The 16,436-nt window shown below is 36.6% G+C and carries 18 protein-coding genes; 7 read left to right on the forward strand and 11 right to left on the reverse strand.

Annotated elements, in window-relative coordinates:
* Window positions 1–15 precede the first annotated feature (15 nt).
* The 6 genes from ligA to GUB10_RS12825 form a co-directional block, all read right to left on the reverse strand.
* Complete coding sequence (gene ligA, locus GUB10_RS12800; protein ID WP_193711847.1) at window positions 16–2,010, reverse strand: NAD-dependent DNA ligase LigA; 1,995 nt, start codon at window positions 2,008–2,010, stop codon at window positions 16–18.
* A 501-nt stretch (window positions 2,011–2,511) separates the two neighbouring features.
* Entirely contained in the window at window positions 2,512–3,804 is a 1,293-nt protein-coding gene (locus tag GUB10_RS12805) for a DUF2268 domain-containing putative Zn-dependent protease (RefSeq protein ID WP_193711848.1), read from the reverse strand.
* A 243-nt stretch (window positions 3,805–4,047) separates the two neighbouring features.
* Window positions 4,048–4,656 (reverse strand): TIGR00730 family Rossman fold protein, encoded by a 609-nt coding sequence (locus GUB10_RS12810; protein WP_193711885.1) that lies wholly within the window; start codon window positions 4,654–4,656, stop codon window positions 4,048–4,050.
* Window positions 4,657–4,763: 107 nt separating this feature from the next.
* A complete protein-coding gene (locus tag GUB10_RS12815) occupies window positions 4,764–5,135 on the reverse strand; it encodes a hypothetical protein (protein ID WP_193711849.1) in 372 nt (123 codons plus the stop codon).
* 6 nt (window positions 5,136–5,141) lie between these two features.
* Window positions 5,142–5,996 (reverse strand): peptide chain release factor N(5)-glutamine methyltransferase, encoded by an 855-nt coding sequence (gene prmC / locus GUB10_RS12820; protein WP_193711850.1) that lies wholly within the window; start codon window positions 5,994–5,996, stop codon window positions 5,142–5,144.
* 98 nt (window positions 5,997–6,094) lie between these two features.
* Entirely contained in the window at window positions 6,095–6,580 is a 486-nt protein-coding gene (locus GUB10_RS12825) for a GNAT family N-acetyltransferase (RefSeq protein ID WP_193711851.1), read from the reverse strand.
* Window positions 6,581–6,608: 28 nt separating this feature from the next.
* On the opposite strand from GUB10_RS12825, the gene ribD reads away from it, so the two are divergent.
* From ribD to GUB10_RS12845, 4 genes are all read left to right on the forward strand, one after another.
* Window positions 6,609–7,646: a bifunctional diaminohydroxyphosphoribosylaminopyrimidine deaminase/5-amino-6-(5-phosphoribosylamino)uracil reductase RibD gene (ribD, locus tag GUB10_RS12830; protein WP_193711852.1), complete on the forward strand. Its 1,038-nt coding sequence runs from the start codon at window positions 6,609–6,611 to the stop codon at window positions 7,644–7,646.
* Complete coding sequence (locus GUB10_RS12835) at window positions 7,639–8,247, forward strand: HAD family phosphatase (RefSeq protein WP_193711853.1); 609 nt, start codon at window positions 7,639–7,641, stop codon at window positions 8,245–8,247. Before ribD ends, GUB10_RS12835 begins: the two co-directional genes overlap by 8 nt.
* Entirely contained in the window at window positions 8,244–9,116 is an 873-nt protein-coding gene (locus GUB10_RS12840) for an EamA/RhaT family transporter (protein WP_193711854.1), read from the forward strand. Before GUB10_RS12835 ends, GUB10_RS12840 begins: the two co-directional genes overlap by 4 nt.
* 78 nt (window positions 9,117–9,194) lie before the next feature.
* Window positions 9,195–9,803, forward strand: a complete 609-nt coding sequence (locus GUB10_RS12845) for a YigZ family protein (RefSeq protein WP_193711855.1) — start codon at window positions 9,195–9,197, stop codon at window positions 9,801–9,803.
* 93 nt (window positions 9,804–9,896) lie between these two features.
* On the opposite strand, the gene GUB10_RS12850 is transcribed toward GUB10_RS12845, so the two are convergent.
* Complete coding sequence (locus tag GUB10_RS12850) at window positions 9,897–10,292, reverse strand: thioesterase family protein (protein WP_193711856.1); 396 nt, start codon at window positions 10,290–10,292, stop codon at window positions 9,897–9,899.
* A gap of 206 nt (window positions 10,293–10,498) precedes the next feature.
* On the opposite strand from GUB10_RS12850, the gene dnaA reads away from it, so the two are divergent.
* Genes dnaA through GUB10_RS12865 form a run of 3 tightly spaced genes read left to right on the forward strand, consistent with a single transcriptional unit; the run spans window position 10,499 to window position 13,131 of the window.
* Complete coding sequence (dnaA, locus tag GUB10_RS12855; RefSeq protein ID WP_193711857.1) at window positions 10,499–11,926, forward strand: chromosomal replication initiator protein DnaA; 1,428 nt, start codon at window positions 10,499–10,501, stop codon at window positions 11,924–11,926.
* Between the two features lie 9 nt (window positions 11,927–11,935).
* Window positions 11,936–12,406: a low molecular weight protein-tyrosine-phosphatase gene (locus GUB10_RS12860; RefSeq protein WP_193711858.1), complete on the forward strand. Its 471-nt coding sequence runs from the start codon at window positions 11,936–11,938 to the stop codon at window positions 12,404–12,406.
* Entirely contained in the window at window positions 12,406–13,131 is a 726-nt protein-coding gene (locus tag GUB10_RS12865) for an SAM-dependent methyltransferase (RefSeq protein ID WP_193711859.1), read from the forward strand. Before GUB10_RS12860 ends, GUB10_RS12865 begins: the two co-directional genes overlap by 1 nt.
* Here GUB10_RS12865 and GUB10_RS12870 read toward each other — a convergent pair.
* From GUB10_RS12870 to dapF, 4 genes are all read right to left on the reverse strand, one after another.
* Window positions 13,128–13,799: a peptidoglycan-binding protein LysM gene (locus GUB10_RS12870; RefSeq protein WP_193711860.1), complete on the reverse strand. Its 672-nt coding sequence runs from the start codon at window positions 13,797–13,799 to the stop codon at window positions 13,128–13,130. The two genes, GUB10_RS12865 and GUB10_RS12870, sit on opposite strands and share 4 nt — an antisense overlap.
* Window positions 13,800–14,011: 212 nt before the next feature.
* Entirely contained in the window at window positions 14,012–15,052 is a 1,041-nt protein-coding gene (gene mltG / locus GUB10_RS12875) for an endolytic transglycosylase MltG (protein WP_193711861.1), read from the reverse strand.
* Complete coding sequence (locus GUB10_RS12880; RefSeq protein WP_193711862.1) at window positions 15,052–15,576, reverse strand: GNAT family N-acetyltransferase; 525 nt, start codon at window positions 15,574–15,576, stop codon at window positions 15,052–15,054. Before GUB10_RS12880 ends, mltG begins: the two co-directional genes overlap by 1 nt.
* Window positions 15,570–16,358: a diaminopimelate epimerase gene (gene dapF / locus GUB10_RS12885; RefSeq protein WP_193711863.1), complete on the reverse strand. Its 789-nt coding sequence runs from the start codon at window positions 16,356–16,358 to the stop codon at window positions 15,570–15,572. The genes GUB10_RS12880 and dapF overlap by 7 nt, the downstream gene beginning before the upstream one ends.
* Between the last annotated feature and the right edge of the window lie 78 nt (window positions 16,359–16,436).

Genomic DNA, 16,436 nt, shown 5'->3' on the forward strand with positions numbered 1-16,436 from the left:
CGAACTCAAAAAAAATTAATCAAGCATCTCCAAAAACTCATCTTCACTTATAATTGTAGTCCCCAATTTTTCTGCTTTTGTGAGTTTACTAGGCCCCATATTGTCCCCGGCTACTAAATAATTTGTTTTTCCCGAAATAGATCCAGAGACCTTCCCTCCGTTATCTTCTATCATTTTCTTGAGTTCATTCCTGGAAACCTTTTCAAAAACCCCCGAAATTACAAAAGTATTTCCTCCCAGTTTATCACTTTGGTTTTCCAGTTCCTCAACAGCTATTTCTAATTGAAGCCCGTAATCTTTAAGACGCTCAATAATTACTTTATTCTCTTCTGAAGCAAAGAAGTCGGTGACACTTTGTGCAATGCGTTCCCCTATTTCATCAACTGCGGTAAGGTCTTCGATATTCGCTGAAGCTAATGCATCTATACTTTTATAATATTTTGCCAGTTTTTTAGCTACTGTTTCCCCTACATACCTAATACCAAGAGCAAACAAAACACGTTCAAAGGGAATTTCTTTAGACTTTTCAATACCATTAATTAGGTTATCGGCCGATTTCTCTGCCATTCGTTCCAGGGGAAGAACATCCTCTTTTTTTAGCGTATATAAATCGGCGTAATTGGCAATTAAATTAGCATTCACTAATAAAGCAACTGTTTCCCCGCCCAGGCCTTCAATATCCATTGCTTTTCGTGAAATAAAATGTTGAATTCTCCCAATAATTTGCGGGGGGCAACCATGATAATTAGGGCAGTAATGTTGTGCTTCCCCTTCTTTTCTAACTAACTCGCTATCGCATTCAGGGCAGGTTTCAGCATACTTGGTTTCGGGGGTTGCCGGATCTCTTTGTGTAAAATCTACACCTACAATTTTTGGAATAATTTCACCTCCTTTTTCTACAAAAACGATATCCCCTTCCCTAACGTCCAATTTTTCAATCTGGTCGGCATTGTGCAAAGAAGCCCGCTTTACCGTAGTTCCCGCCAATTGCACCGGATTGAGATTAGCCACGGGGGTTATTGCACCTGTCCTGCCTACCTGGTAGGTAATTTTATTCAGTTTTGTACTTTCTTGCTCTGCCTTAAACTTATAAGCCATGGCCCAACGAGGTGATTTAGCTGTATACCCCAGCTCGTCTTGTTGATCAAAACTATTTACTTTTACCACCACGCCATCGGTTTCATAAGGAAGATCGTGGCGGTACTGATCCCAGTAATTCACATACTCCAGTACCTCGGCAATACTGTTTTTTAATTCTGCTTCAGCCGGAACTTTAAAACCCCACTCCCTTGCTTTTTCAAGGCCTTCAAATTGAGATTTTACCGGTAAGCTATCGGCTACCAGGCTATACAACAAGCAATCCAAAGGTCTTTTGGCTACCTCGGCACTATCCTGAAGTTTCAAGCTTCCCGAGGCGGTGTTCCTGGGGTTAGCATAAGGTTCTTCTCCTGCTTCTATTCTTTCTGCATTCATCTTTGCAAAACCTTCATACGGCAAAACAATCTCTCCCCTAATATCAAATTTCTTAGGGAAATCGCCCTTTAATTTTAAGGGTACAGATTTTATTGTTTTTATATTATTGGTAACATCGTCTCCCTGAAAACCGTCACCCCGTGTAACTGCACGCTTTAACATACCATTTTCATAGGTAAGACTAATGGAAGCACCATCATATTTTAACTCGCAAACATACTGCACTTTCCCGCCAATAGCTTTTTCAATACGTTTTTCCCAATCTTCCAACTCTTCCTTCGAATAGGAGTTGGAAAGCGAATACATTCTATGGTCGTGAACAACAGTATTGAAATTTTTAGTTATCGCGCCCCCTACACGTCTTGTTGGCGAGTTGCTATCCTCAAATTCGGGATGCTGCTCTTCCAGTTGCTGAAGCTCTTTTAGCTTCATATCAAAGTCATAATCGCTTATTTCAGGTTTATCTTCAATATAATATAGGTAATTGTGCCTATGTAATTCTTCTCGTAATTGTTTAATCTTTTCCTGGATAGTCATAAAAAGGAGAACTGCTAAATTATTGCTGAGTTTTTAGTTTATCGTTTTCAAAAATAAGGCAATGTTTTTTTCCATGATGTGTAAATTCTATTTCAAATTGAAATTTACCATTGGGACTTTTGGCAGGAAACCAATTTTTAAGGTTTTGAAAATACCAACAGACAAGCTTTCATCTTCACCAACTACACAAAACAGCTTAAAACTGCCATCATATATATCAAGTTTACAATTAATATTTAGAAAATTGAATTCCCTCTGAATATTTTTAGGTGCAAGTCAAACTTCACTAATACTAAAAATATTTTCATCCGAGAAAATGGCCGATTTAGGTTTACGGAAGTCCTAGCAAGAGGTAAATTCAATTATATTTTATCCTTATTCCTAATTCCTAATTGTGAATAAAAAGCAGCGGATTCCCTGGCGTGATTTTTTGCACTGGCACTGGCACTGACAATAAATTCACCAAAACCTCCTTATTTTAAGCCCTTAAACCACTATTTCTTATATACGCTCTTCGCGTTGATTTATTATTTTCAGTTTGTGTTCCCAATTGCTGTCCTTCAAAAATTCTTTATAATCTTGAATATTCAGCATTTCGTTTATTGCCTGCCTTTTGTCTTTTGAATTTTCATAGTAAGATTTACAAATCTCATAACCAACCCAATAACCCAAATCTGGATAACTATCTTCAGAAGCTGTTTTATAGTTAGCTATCCAATTATTGTATCGATCATAATACATATCCTTTTTAAATTCACTCCATATTTTATTTTCCTTCCCTTTTGCCCATTCAAAAATTTTGCGATTGGGCGTCTCCCCGCTAATCAATTCACCAATAAAATCGGCCATCCCTTCTTGTATTACATATCCAAGAGTGGTTGTATCTTTTTTCATTCCGTCCTGTTGAAAATGAATTAATTCATGAGCAACCACATTAGGGAGGTATTTAGATTTATTCATCAATAATTTATCGCCAAAATCAAGTTCTCCTGTATCTACTCCCTCTCCATCACTCATTTGATTTACACCAATTAGCAAACCTGTAGGTGTAACTGTTCCACCGCTTGTAAACGCACCAATTATAAAATATACGTCTGGAAATATTGCTTTGGGGTATATTTCTTTAAGATTCTTAAAACTGCTTTGAATGCCTTTTCTATATTCATCGACCATCAAAGTGTTCTCTTTTATCGTTTTATATAATCTTGGATGTGATTCAACGTGTTTTACAAAATAATCGATGGAACTTACTTTTGCACCCATATAATCTTGCATACCATCACTAGCCTTCTCGAAATAGTATTTTTTGTAAATATTCTTTGCATTTAAAGAGTCTTCTCGCACTAAATTATAGGCTTGCCAAAAATTATGAATATCACTCGTAACAATTTGAGCACGATTTGGGTTGTTATTAGGCAAATTAGGTTCAGGGATTTTATCTACTAATTTTTCCCACTTTTTATTTTTATGCAAAATAGCTAAATCGGAATCTTTCATAAGGTAAGATTTATATTTAAACCCATACTTCACAACATCATCTAATAAGACAACAGCGCTATCTACTTTTTTTTGCAAAGCTAAACAACGGGCAGCATTGTAAGTAGCATTCATTTTTTGCCACTCAAAATCTGCTAGTTCTACTATTTTTAAATATTTGTCTTTGGCGGTCTTGTAGTTTTTCTCTTTATAGAGCGTATTAGCCTCGTTAATGATTTCCGAGATACTAGGTTTTTCCTGTCCGTTAATTTGGCCTACAGAAATGATAAAAAGCACGAAAAATAATATTTTCCTCATAAATTATGTTTTTTTAAAGACGATTAAGAAAAGTGATTGTTACACTAAAGTGGCGCCACCACAGAAATTAATCGATTTTTAGCTATAGACAGGAAAGCTTAAAACATGCCAAGCATCTCCTTTTAAATCCATCATCTATATTCGGCAAGTTTCAAATTTGATAGCTCCCTATAAAACAGCAATTGTCTAGCTACATTATGAATATATTTGAAGCTTCTGGATTTTCATTTCTAAGAATCCTTTTTAAGTCTGGTCTTTACGCATCCATTTAGGCACAGGCATAGGCTTAAAGTGGTACATTTTTTCCAACAATTCTTCAGTATTTTCAGCAATTATCAGAAGGTCAAAATTCTCTTTTTTAAGCAAACCTTTTCTAACCATAGTTTTAAGCATAGCTATTAAATCATCATAAAATCCGTCGATATTTAATAAGCCAATAGGGTTTTGATGCAGTCCTAACTGCGCCCAGGTAACAATTTCAAAAAGTTCTTCAAAAGTACCAAAACCACCAGGAAGAGCTATAAAACCGTCGCTTAGTTCATGGATTTTAAGCTTGCGCTCATGCATATCGCGCGTGGTAATTAACCGGCTTAAACCGGTGTGCACCAATTCTTTGGTTTTCAGAAAATCTGGAATCACCCCAATCACTTTTCCGTTATTTTGTAATGCGCCGGTAGCTACCTGCCCCATTAAACCAAGTTTACTTCCTCCATAAACCAATTGAATGTTTTTTTGAGCTAAAGTTTTGCCCAAGCGGTAAGATTCGGCATATATTTTCTCATCATTTCCGTCGCTACTTGCGCAAAAAACGGCAATACTCTTAAGATTATTTTTAGTGCTTTTTTCCAAAATAAATGTTTTCTTGTTTAAAAATTACCGGGATAAACTTCTAACCTTCCCAACCAAAAGCCTTGCGTAAACTCATCCCAATTTAATAGAAATAAGCCTCAAGAGTATTACTAATAATAATGCTCTATATCAAGATATACAGTATCTGCTTCGATCTCAAAAATCAATTTATGGCTCATGGCGTTTCCATCAGAAAATTTTTCGTTGATGATTTTCTCAGCTTTCTCCTCCTCCCTTTCATATTGCAGAACATAACCCCCATTACCTTTGCCCTTTTTCATTTTCAAAAAACCCGAAACCGATTTACCGGGCTCGAGTCTATTAAAAATTTTAGTTTTAGAACCTTTGTTTGTTTTAAGCTGTACGCTATGTAACACAGCATTAGTATTATTTTTTATTTCAAAATCAACACCGGTTCCTCCAAACAGGTTACACGAGTTCATGATAAAGGCGCAAATGAGCAAACCAATAAATTTTCTCATAGTACTTTAATTAGTTGATGCAACTCCCTTTAACATCCTAAAATTCCCAAAGAGATCTTTTCGCTTTTCACAGATAAAACCCTGCTCCTGCATCATTGTTTTGGTTTCTTCGGCGAGATATTGATTAATCTCAAAGTAAAGTTTTGCTTTAGGATTAAGGGCCTTCTTAGCTAATTTCGTGATTTTATTATAAAAAAGTAAAGGATCTTGATCTTTAACATATAAAGCTGTTTCAGGCTCATGGTCCAAAACATTTCGTTGCATTTCCTTTTTTTCCAGCTCGCGCACATAAGGTGGGTTAGATACTATAATGTCCCAATGACTCGATAATGTTTCGGTTTTTAAAATATCCTGCTGGATAAAACTAATTTCCACCTCATTATTTTTTGCATTGGCTTTAGCAATTTCCAGGGCTTTTTCAGAAATATCCAGGGCCGAAACTTTAGCTTTAGGAAGATGTCTTGCCAGGGAAATCGCAATACAGCCACTCCCGGTCCCTATATCCAAAATTTTCAATGGTTTTTCTTCCAGAGCAAAATCCTCTAAAACCCATTGCACTAGTTCTTCTGTTTCCGGTCTTGGCACCAGCACATTATTATCTACACTAAAAGTTAATCCGAAAAACTCGGTTTCCCCAATAATATACTGAATAGGCTCATGGTTTTTTAACCTTGCCAAAGCATTTTCAAACCTACCTATATTAGCAGGTTCTATTTCAAGATCCGGATCTAAAGCCAGGTCTAAGCGCCTTACTCCCAAAAATGCTTCAGTGAGCAAAAAGAAAAATGAAAGCACTTCTTCAACCAGATAATCTTTTTCAAGCGTTTCTAGAAAAAGTTCTTTTTGTGCTTTTAATTTCATTTAAATTTATGAGTTATCAGTTCTCCTGTGTAAGTTTTCAGTTATTTCTGTTTGTGGGTTAGGAAAAGTATTTAACACCTCCTCTTCACTCTTCACTTTTAAATATCCTTAATCATCCACATTGTACAATTATAATGACCTGTTTCTCCCAGCGGTTTTTCTAAAGATCTAAATCCGCTACGGGCGTAAAGTTTTCTTGCGTCTTGCATATAAGGCAAAGTTTCAATATAGCATTGTTTAAAACCCTGGGATTTACCAAATTTCAGGCTGGCATCCATCATTTTTGCACCTAAACCTTTGCCACGGGCCTCGGGCAGGAAATACATTTTTTGTAATTCACAGATGTTTTCTTCCAGTCCAATTAGTGGGGCAATACCCGCACCACCAAGAATTTTTCCTTTCTCTTCTACCACAAAGTAGGCCATTCGTGGCTTTTGATATGTAGCAAACATATTGTCCAGGGCTTCATCTTCATAGGCAGTACCAACTTTGGGAACGCCCATTTCTAATAAAACCTTTCTCACCACTTTGGCAACTTGCTGGTTGTCTTCCTTTTGAATCTCGCGTATTTTTAGTATGCTCATTCTTGGTAAATAATCCTATTTTAGCGGTGTGAATATACACGAAAAATACATAAAACGTTGTATCGAACTGGCCAAAAATGGCCTGGGAACCACCTACCCTAATCCATTGGTAGGTAGCGTAATTGTTCATAAAAATAAAATTATTGGTGAAGGCTGGCATCAAAAATCAGGGGAAGCCCATGCTGAAGTAAACGCGGTAAATTCTGTTAAAGACACATCGCTTTTAAAGCACGCCACAATATATGTTAGCCTGGAGCCTTGCAGCCATTATGGAAAAACTCCTCCGTGTAGTGATTTAATTATTGCAAAAGGCATTAAAAAAGTGATAATTGGCACCATAGACCCTTTTGCTAAGGTAGCCGGGCGTGGTATTAAGAAATTGATGGAAGCAGGTTGTGATGTCCAAATTGGTGTTTTAGAGAAAGAATGCCGGGATCTCAACAAGCGCTTTTTCACCTTTCATCAAAAAAAGCGCCCCTATATTGTTTTGAAATGGGCCCAAACCGCCGATGGTTTTATCGCTCCAAAAATTCAGGAAACAAGGGAGCCGGTTTGGATTACCAATCAATATTCTAAGCAATTGGTACACAAATGGCGTAGTGAAGAACAAGCTATTTTAGTAGGTACAAACACTGCCATTGCAGATAACCCTAAATTAAACACAAGACTTTGGAAAGGTGAAAATCCTGTGCGGGTAGTGATAGACAGGGAATTAAAAATTCCAGAAAATTCAGCTTTATTTGATAGTAGTATAAAAACTATTGTTTTCACCAAAAAAACCGAAACATCTACCCCTAATTTAGTATTTGAAACCTTAAATTTTAAGGAACAGCTCCCGGCACAAATTTGCGAGGTGCTACACAGGCACAACTTACAGTCGCTTATTATTGAAGGAGGAGCAAAAACGCTTCAGGAATTTATAAATTTTAATCTTTGGGACGAAGCCAGGGTTTTTTCGGGAATTTCAGAGTTTCATGAAGGTGTAAAAGCACCGGGATTTTCAGGCAAGACAATTTTAAAAACCAACCTGGAACGAGATACTTTAAAAATTTACAAAAATGATTAAAAACCTAATATTCGATTTTGGAGACGTATTTGTAAACCTGGACAAACCGGCAACTATGCGTGAAATGAGTAAACATCAAATCCCAGCACTTTCAGAAAATTTACTGCAAGTAAATCAGCAATATGAAAAGGGGCTTATTTCATCAGAAGCTTTTATAAAATCTTACCAAACCGAATATCCTAAGCTTCAGGAACACCAGTTTAAAAATTCCTGGAATGCCATTTTAATAGACTTCCCCGAATACCGCTACCGATTTCTAAAGAAACTTTCTGAAGAAAAAAATTACCGGTTAATTCTTCTAAGCAACACCAATGAAATTCATATAGATTGGATAAAAGAAAATGTGTCTTTTTTTGAAGATTTTAAAGCTTGTTTTGATGCATTTTATCTTTCGCACGAAATAAATTTTAGAAAACCCGATGCGGAGATTTATGAGTTTGTACTACAAGAGCATAATTTAGAAGCCGGGGAATGCCTTTTTATAGACGACACCAGAGAAAACACCGAAGCCGCCAAAAGCTTAGGGCTACACACCTGGAATATTAATCCGGAGAAGGAAGACATTATAGATTTATTTACCGCCAGAAAGGAATTGTTTTGATTTACCTACTGCTAAGCATTCTTTCTTCTACCATAATTTTTGTAGTCTTTAGACTTTATAAAAAATATGGTGTAAACACACTACAGGCTATAATTATTAATTATTTTATAGCATGTACTGTAGGCTTTTTTGGGTATATTGAAAGTACGGAAGACCTGATAAGGATTCCCTCTGAATCATGGTTTATGGGTATTATTATTTTAGGTGCCCTGTTTATTACTGTATTTAATCTTGCAGCTATCACCACACAGCGCAGCGGGCTATCGGTGGTTTCGGTAGCTACCAAAATGTCGGTTGCCATCCCGGTTTTCTGTGGAATATTTATTTATAATGAAAGTCTGGGGTTCTTAAAAATTACGGGGGTTATACTTGCTTTGGTGGCGGTATACTTAAGCTCAATAAAAACAAAAAAAGGCATAAGTATAAAAAGAGAAAACCTCATATTTCCCTTACTGGTTTTTATTGGAAGTGGAGTTATTGATACCACTATAAATTACCTGGAAAACTTTTATGTTTCAGAAAATGATGTAGGACTTTTTTCGTCCAGTATTTTTGGTGTTGCAGGAATAATTGGGACACTTATTTTAATTGGCCAGGCATTTTTAGGAAAATTAAAAATTACCTGGAGGAACATTGCCGGCGGAATCGCATTAGGAATTCCCAATTATTTTTCGATCTATTTTTTAGTAATGGCCCTCCGTTCTCCGGGATTTGAAAATTCGGTGATTTTCACTTTAAATCATGTTGGGATTGTACTAGCTTCTACCATCCTTGGGATTGTACTTTTTAAAGAGGTGCTACTAAAGAAAAACTGGATTGGTATTGCCCTGGCTGTGCTAAGTATTATTTTGGTAGCAAGTAGTCAGTAAAAGATTATATCCAATTACAGGTTACTTCTCCCAATAAACTAGGGAGCGTAATCAAGTAGGATTTAAAATTCAATAATAATGAAAGACACCTATAAAACCATAACCAAAGCTTCTCCCGAAGTTTTATTTAAAGACCGAAACTCAAAATTCTTCGGTTATGCTTTTCCGGTCAAAACTGAAGACGAAGCTACTCTTCATTTAGAAGAATTAAAATCGAAACACCACAAAGCCCGGCATTGGTGTTATGCCTGGCAATTAGGAAAATCTGATTTTCAATATCGGGCCAACGACGATGGAGAGCCTTCAAATTCTGCCGGGATGCCCATTTACGGCCAAATCCAGTCGTTTGAAGTCACCAACATTTTAATTGTTGTGGTAAGGTATTTTGGTGGTGTAAAACTTGGTGTTGGCGGACTTATAAATGCGTATAAAACCGCCGCACAAATGGCCCTGGAAGAAGCCGATATAATTACATACACTATAGACGAAGTATTTGAGATTAGTTTTGATTATCCCGAAATGAATATTGTAATGCGCTTAATAAAGGAAAATAACCTTACAATTATAGAGCAAAAACTGGCCCTGGATTGCAAAATTTATATTTCTGTTAGAAAAAAAGAAGCAGATGCAATTTTTGAAAAATTCAATTCAACCTACAAGGTAGGAATAAAAAGAATGGAACATTAAAATTTAAACAGCATACATTCCTAAAATCTTTTTTAAATGACGTTTAATCGCGCAAACCCTACAGGTCTAAAAGTATAAGAATTTGTTTAATTATTATTTCAACTTATCTAAAATATATTTTGGGCATCGAATAGGTTTTTTAGAAATAGCATCCATAAAAACAAGTGTAGTAGCCCCGGTTGTGAGTAGTTCTTTATTTTGATTATAAATTACATATTCAAAAGTTATCTTCACAGACGGAAGTTCTTTCAATTTTACTTCAATTTTAAGTTCATCTTCAAAAACGGCTGGCTTTAAAAATTTTGTTTGAAGTTCATAAACAGGTAACATCACCCCGGTTTCTTCCATATTTTTATACGAAATCCCGAAGGCCATAAGCCACTCAAGACGTGCTATTTCGAAGTATTGAGCATAATTTCCGTGGTGCACCACCCCCATTTGATCGGTTTCTGCATAACGGACTTTAACATAAGAGACATGACTTTTCATACTGAATTTAACAGGTAATGTGAATGAGGTTTTGTATTTTCATTGGCGGAAATAAGTATGCGTAAATTTTTCTTAAAAGTCAAGCCCAAACTGGTTTTTTTATTAGATAATTTGTTCACATATTTGTTCCACTTAAGTTAAGAGACCCCTATATCTTTTTAACTACAAATAAACCACTACTAACCTAAAATAATACAACACAAAGCATGTCAAAAACTGCGCAATCAGTTTGGAATAGCTGTCTGGCTTTTATCAAAGATAATATTACTCCACAGGCATATAAAACGTGGTTTGAACCCATACAAGCAGTAAAACTTACAGACTGTGCCCTAAGTATTCAAGTGCCTTCAAAGTTTTTTTATGAGTGGCTGGAAGAGCACTACGTAAAGCTTTTAAAAGTTTCACTTACCAAAGAGCTTGGAGAAAAAGCAAAATTGGTGTATGTGATTAAGATGGAAAATACTTACGGAAACAAAATGCCGTTTACCGAAAAGATTCCGAGTACACAGCGCAGTAATATGACTTCCCAGGAAGTAGATGTACCTATAAAGAATAAAAACCCAGAATTAAAAAACCCATTTATAATCCCGGGAATTAGAAATGTAAAAATTGAATCACAATTAAACCCGAGCTACAATTTCGAAAATTTTCTGGAAGGAGATTCTAACCGTTTAGCAAGATCGGCCGGACTGGCTGTGGCCAATAAACCGGGAGGAACTTCTTTTAACCCACTGCTTATTTTTGGCGGGGTAGGATTAGGAAAAACCCATTTAGCACATGCCATTGGGGTTGAAATTAAAGATAAATATCCCGAAAAGACCGTTCTATATATTTCGGCTGAAAAGTTTACCCAGCAGTACATAGAATCAGTCAAGAAAAATAATAGAAATGATTTTATTCATTTTTATCAAATTATTGATGTTTTAATTGTTGATGATATTCAATTGTTATCAGGTAAAGCGGGAACCCAGGATGTATTTTTCCATATTTTCAATCATTTACATCAAAACGGTAAACAAGTTATCTTAACCAGTGATAAGGCACCGGTAGATATGCAGGATATTGAGCAACGCCTGCTTTCCAGGTTTAAATGGGGGCTTTCTGCCGAACTGCAACATCCAGATTTTGAAACCAGGATTTCTATTATTAAAAACAAACTTTACAGAGACGGTGTAGAGATGCCTGAGGAGATTGTTGAGTTTTTAGCCAATAATATTAAAACGAATATTCGCGAATTGGAGGGGGCGATTATTTCGCTTATAGCCCACTCTTCTTTCAACAAAAAGGATATCACCTTAGAACTCGCTAAAAAAATTGTAGACAACTACGTAAAAAATACCAAGCGAGAAGTTTCTATAGATTATATTCAGAAGGTAGTAAGCGATTATTTCCAAATGGATATACAAACCTTACAATCTAAGACTCGTAAAAGACATATTGTACAGGCAAGACAGCTAGCTATGTTTTTTGCTAAAAAATTCACCAAAGCCTCTTTAGCCAGTATTGGATCTCAAATTGGCAAACGTGACCACGCCACTGTTTTACATGCATGCAAAACCGTAGATAACTTATCTACCACCGACAAACAATTCAAAAAATTTGTTGAAGACCTCAACAAAAAACTTACTATATAAAAAGTATCTATGAAAACTAAGGTATTAATGGTGTGCCTTGGCAATATATGCAGATCACCGCTTGCTGAGGGAATTTTAAAGTCTAAAGTAGATGAATCTCAGGTTTTTGTAGATTCGGCTGGAACCGCAGGTTATCATATTAACGATACTCCCGATCCGCGGTCTATTGCCATAGCAAAAAAGAATAAGCTGGATATCACTTATCAACGCGGAAGACAATTTAAAGTAGAAGATTTCGATAAGTTCGATCTTATTTATGTTATGGACAATTCCAACTTTAGAGATGTAATTTCCCTGGCAAGAAACGACGACGATCGCGCAAAGGTGCAATTAATTCTGGATGAAATTTTCCCCGCTGAAAATGTGGACGTCCCCGACCCATATTACGGCGGCGACCACGGCTTTGAAAACGTATACCAAATGCTTGATGAGGCCTGCGATAAAATAGCGAAACAATTAAAGGAAGAACAGAAAGCATAATGCCAGGCTTTAAATACTCCGGAAAACTTTATCTTATCCCTACTACCATGGGAGCGGCAAACCCAATGCAGGTTTTACCCATTCAGGTGAAAGAAATTATGCAGGAGCTGGATATTTATATTGTTGAAAATGAAAAGACAGCCCGCAGGCATATCAAACAACTACTTCCAGAAAAGCAGCAGTCTATTTTAAAGTTTTACAGCCTAAACAAGTTTACCGAAGCTAGTGAAATTCCTTCTTTCTTAAACGATTGTAAAGAAGGTAAAAATATTGGCTTATTAAGTGAAGCCGGATGCCCCGGTGTTGCAGACCCGGGTGCAGAAATTGTGAAAATCGCCCATAATGAAGGTATACAGATAATCCCACTAGTTGGACCTTCTTCAATTTTACTGGCAATGATGGGCAGCGGCATGAATGGGCAGCGTTTTACCTTTAATGGATATTTACCCATAGACAAAAAAGAACGCAAAAAGGAAATAAAAGATTTAGAGCGGCTTTCCTTTGAAAAGAACGAAGCTCAAATTTTTATTGAAACCCCATACCGTAACAACAAATTACTTGAAGATTTGCTTCAGTTTTTACACCCCACAACAAGGCTATGTGTAGCCTGTGACCTTACTCTACCTACAGAATATATAGTAACCAAACCGGCTTCGGAATGGAAGAAAACAAAAACAGACCTCCACAAGAGGCCTGCTATTTTTGTATTTCAGAAAGAAATTTAAGCTCTATAGGCTTTTATATTTACCCTGGGGTTTTGCTCCGGTTTTATAAACGAAGTATCATAACCGCCAAACTTTTTCATATAATTTCTAATTGAAGTTCCAAAAGCATCGCTAAAAGATTGCGCACCCCAACTTCTCAGATATTTTTTCACACTTCCGGGACCAGCAAGATGGGCAGCCGCAAGAATACCAGATTCAGTTACTTTTACCCCATTGATCACCTTACCCTCAAAGCGAGCAATATCACGAATTAAGATCCACTTATTTCTTGATGAATTTGTGTAAAAGGCCGCTTCTTGCAAAGCAGGAGAGTTAAGGAATTCGGCAGCATTGTATATTCCCAACAATTCTAATGTTCCAATACCAAACTGGTATTTTCCCATATAGCCAAACTCGTTCACACTTTGGTAATTTCCGCGAGACTCTTTAAATCCCAGCGCTTCTTTGAATCCGTCATAAGACTTACCTAGCTTAGGCAAAGGCCTTTTTAGGCTCAAATCTTCTACTAATTCGCTTTCCTCTAAAAGAGCCACAGTATAATTTAGTTCAAGATTGGAAGTTGAATAACCTTCAATTTCCAAATTCGCTGCTTCTCTGGTCGAAAAACTGAAAAACATGCAGCCTGCAAAAACAGGCAAGATTGAAAATTTTGCAATTTTCTTTCTCATTAGATTTTGTTTCTGAAAGGTTAACGGTTTTAGCTAAATAATATAACTAACACCCCTTTCAATTTCGCCGTGCAAATGTACAACAAATTTTAAAAATCTAAAGACCAGCCTGTTAAGCAATTTATAAAGTTTCACCCCTACTTAACATCGCTATAAGAAACAGCTATTCAAAGTGTTAGAGAAACCTTAAGCCCAGGACCTAAAAATTTAATCTATCTTTTTATACCCTGCTTATTAATCCAACGCACATATTCACGCTTATTCCTGTTATGTTGTGCCAGATTTTTAGCAAATTTATGATAGCCAAAATTTTCTACATCGGCAACAAAATAGAAGTAATCATGATCTTCATAATTAAGTACCGCATTTATTGCAGAAATATCTGCCATAAAAATCGGGCCGGGAGGCAAGTCTTTAAATTTGTATGTATTGTAAGGCGAATCGAGTTCTAAATCTTTATACAGCACTCTTTTTATAACAGTATCCCATTTCTGGGTTTTGTTCTTAAGGGCATAGATTACGGTAGGATCGGCATCCAACTTCCAGCCATTTTTATACCTATTCATATAAACTCCTGCTACTTTTGGTCTCTCATCAACTTTAACCGTCTCTTTATGTACTATTGAAGCTAAAGTAGACACCTCTTTAGGGTTCAACCCAATTTCTCTGGCTTTCTTTCTTTTCTCTTCTGTCCAAAAACGTTCATATTCGCGCTTCATTCTACTTCTAAATTCTTCAGCAGAGGTATTCCAATACACCTCATACTGGTTTGGAATATACATAGCCAGGGCATCAGCCTCGGTAAAATTGTTTTCAGTTAAAAAATCTCCATCTTTAAATGCTTTAATTAAAGCAATGCTATCGGCTTCAATTTGCTGAGCGATTCTTCCTGCCAGGTCTTCAAGACGCTCCTGATTGTTGAAGGTTAGTTTAACCGGCACATTGCCACGTCGTAAAGCGTTTACCAACTCATTGTTGTTCATACCGGGTTTAATCGCAAACCTACCTGCTTTAATATTTGAAGCATAGCCTTTTTTTCTGGCTACCATATCAAAAGAATTCATATCTTCAACAAAAGGTTGCAGGCTATCTATTACAGTTTGATAATTTGCACCGGTAGGCACATAAACCAATTTGTCTTCTGAAAAAGAAGTATTGGCAGAAAAGATACTGTTATAGATATAATAACTAAAAATAGAAAGAGCCACCAGCCCAAGAATAGCTATGGCAAGGAGAATTTTTTTTATGTACATTATTTATTGATCAATTGATATAGAATTTCGTCTTTAAATTGCCCCTGAGAATAGGTCCAATCTTTCTTCACCCCAACTTTTTGAAACCCCTGCTTTTCAAAAAGCTTTATACTGGTTTCGTTTCCCTGGGTAATATTCGCGTATACCTGGTGCAGGGCCAGATGTTTAAAACAATAACTACAAATAAGCTTAAGCGTTTCAGCACCATAGCCTTTTTCGCGGTCTGCTGCATCGGCTATTAATATACCTATGGCCGCACGGCGATCTTTTGGCTCAAAATCAAAAATATCTATTAAACCCACCTCTTTTTTCTGAAGATCACATATTACCAACCGCAATTGCTTCACATCATAAATATCCCGATGTGCATTTTCAAGATATTGCTTAATCATATACCTGGAATAAGGAGTTTGTGTCGCACTTACTTCCCAAAACTCTTCAGTATTTTCAATCCTGTGAACAAAGTCGAGATCTTCAGGCTCAAGTGCTCGCAAATAAACCTTATTTCCTTTTAAACTTAGCATATTATTTCCCCTTTAAAAACCTGTTCTGCCGGGCCGGTAAGCCAAACATCCCTATAGGTATCGCCTTCCTTTTTAAAAGAAACCGACAGTTCCCCACCCGGAACAATAAGTTTTACGGTGTTGCTATTTGCCTTTCCCGAGGCATGTGCCGCAAGGGCAACGGCAGTTACACCGGTTCCACAGGAAAGCGTCTCATCTTCTACCCCCCTTTCGTAGGTTCTCACAAGAAAGGTGTTATTCTCCTGCATATCTACAAAATTTACATTGGTGCCACCGTTACCTATATAAGCATCAGAATATCTAATTTCTGCACCTTCTTTTTTTACATCTAGTTGAGCTACATTTTTTGTAAAAACAACATGATGCGGTGACCCGGTATCCAGAAATGCCATATTTCCCGATTGTTTTATTTCGGTAAGATCCTGCATTTGCAAACTTACCTCATCGCCGGTAATTGTTGCTTTGTGCGGCCCGTCTACAGCAGTAAAAGTTGCTTTATCTTCAATAATTCCAAGGAATTTAGCAAAAGCAACAAGGCACCTACCTCCATTACCACACATACTACTTTCATTACCATCTGCATTAAAATACACCATTCTAAAATCGTCTCCGGCCACTTCAGGGTTCTCTAAAAGTATTAACCCGTCCCCCCCAATGCCAAATTTTCGGTCACAAAGCCTGTTTATTAATTTGGTATTGTTTTTGGATATTAGATTTTGACGGTTATCAATCATCACAAAATCGTTTCCCGTACCTTGATATTTGTAAAATGGAATTTTCATTACGTAAATTTTAAGGGCTACAAAGATACTATAAAATAGACGATTTTTTAGGTTGTTAAATGGCCGTTAAAGTTAAAA

The sequence above is a fragment of the Salegentibacter sp. BLCTC genome (genome assembly GCF_015143665.1).
Taxonomy (GTDB): domain Bacteria; phylum Bacteroidota; class Bacteroidia; order Flavobacteriales; family Flavobacteriaceae; genus Salegentibacter; species Salegentibacter maritimus.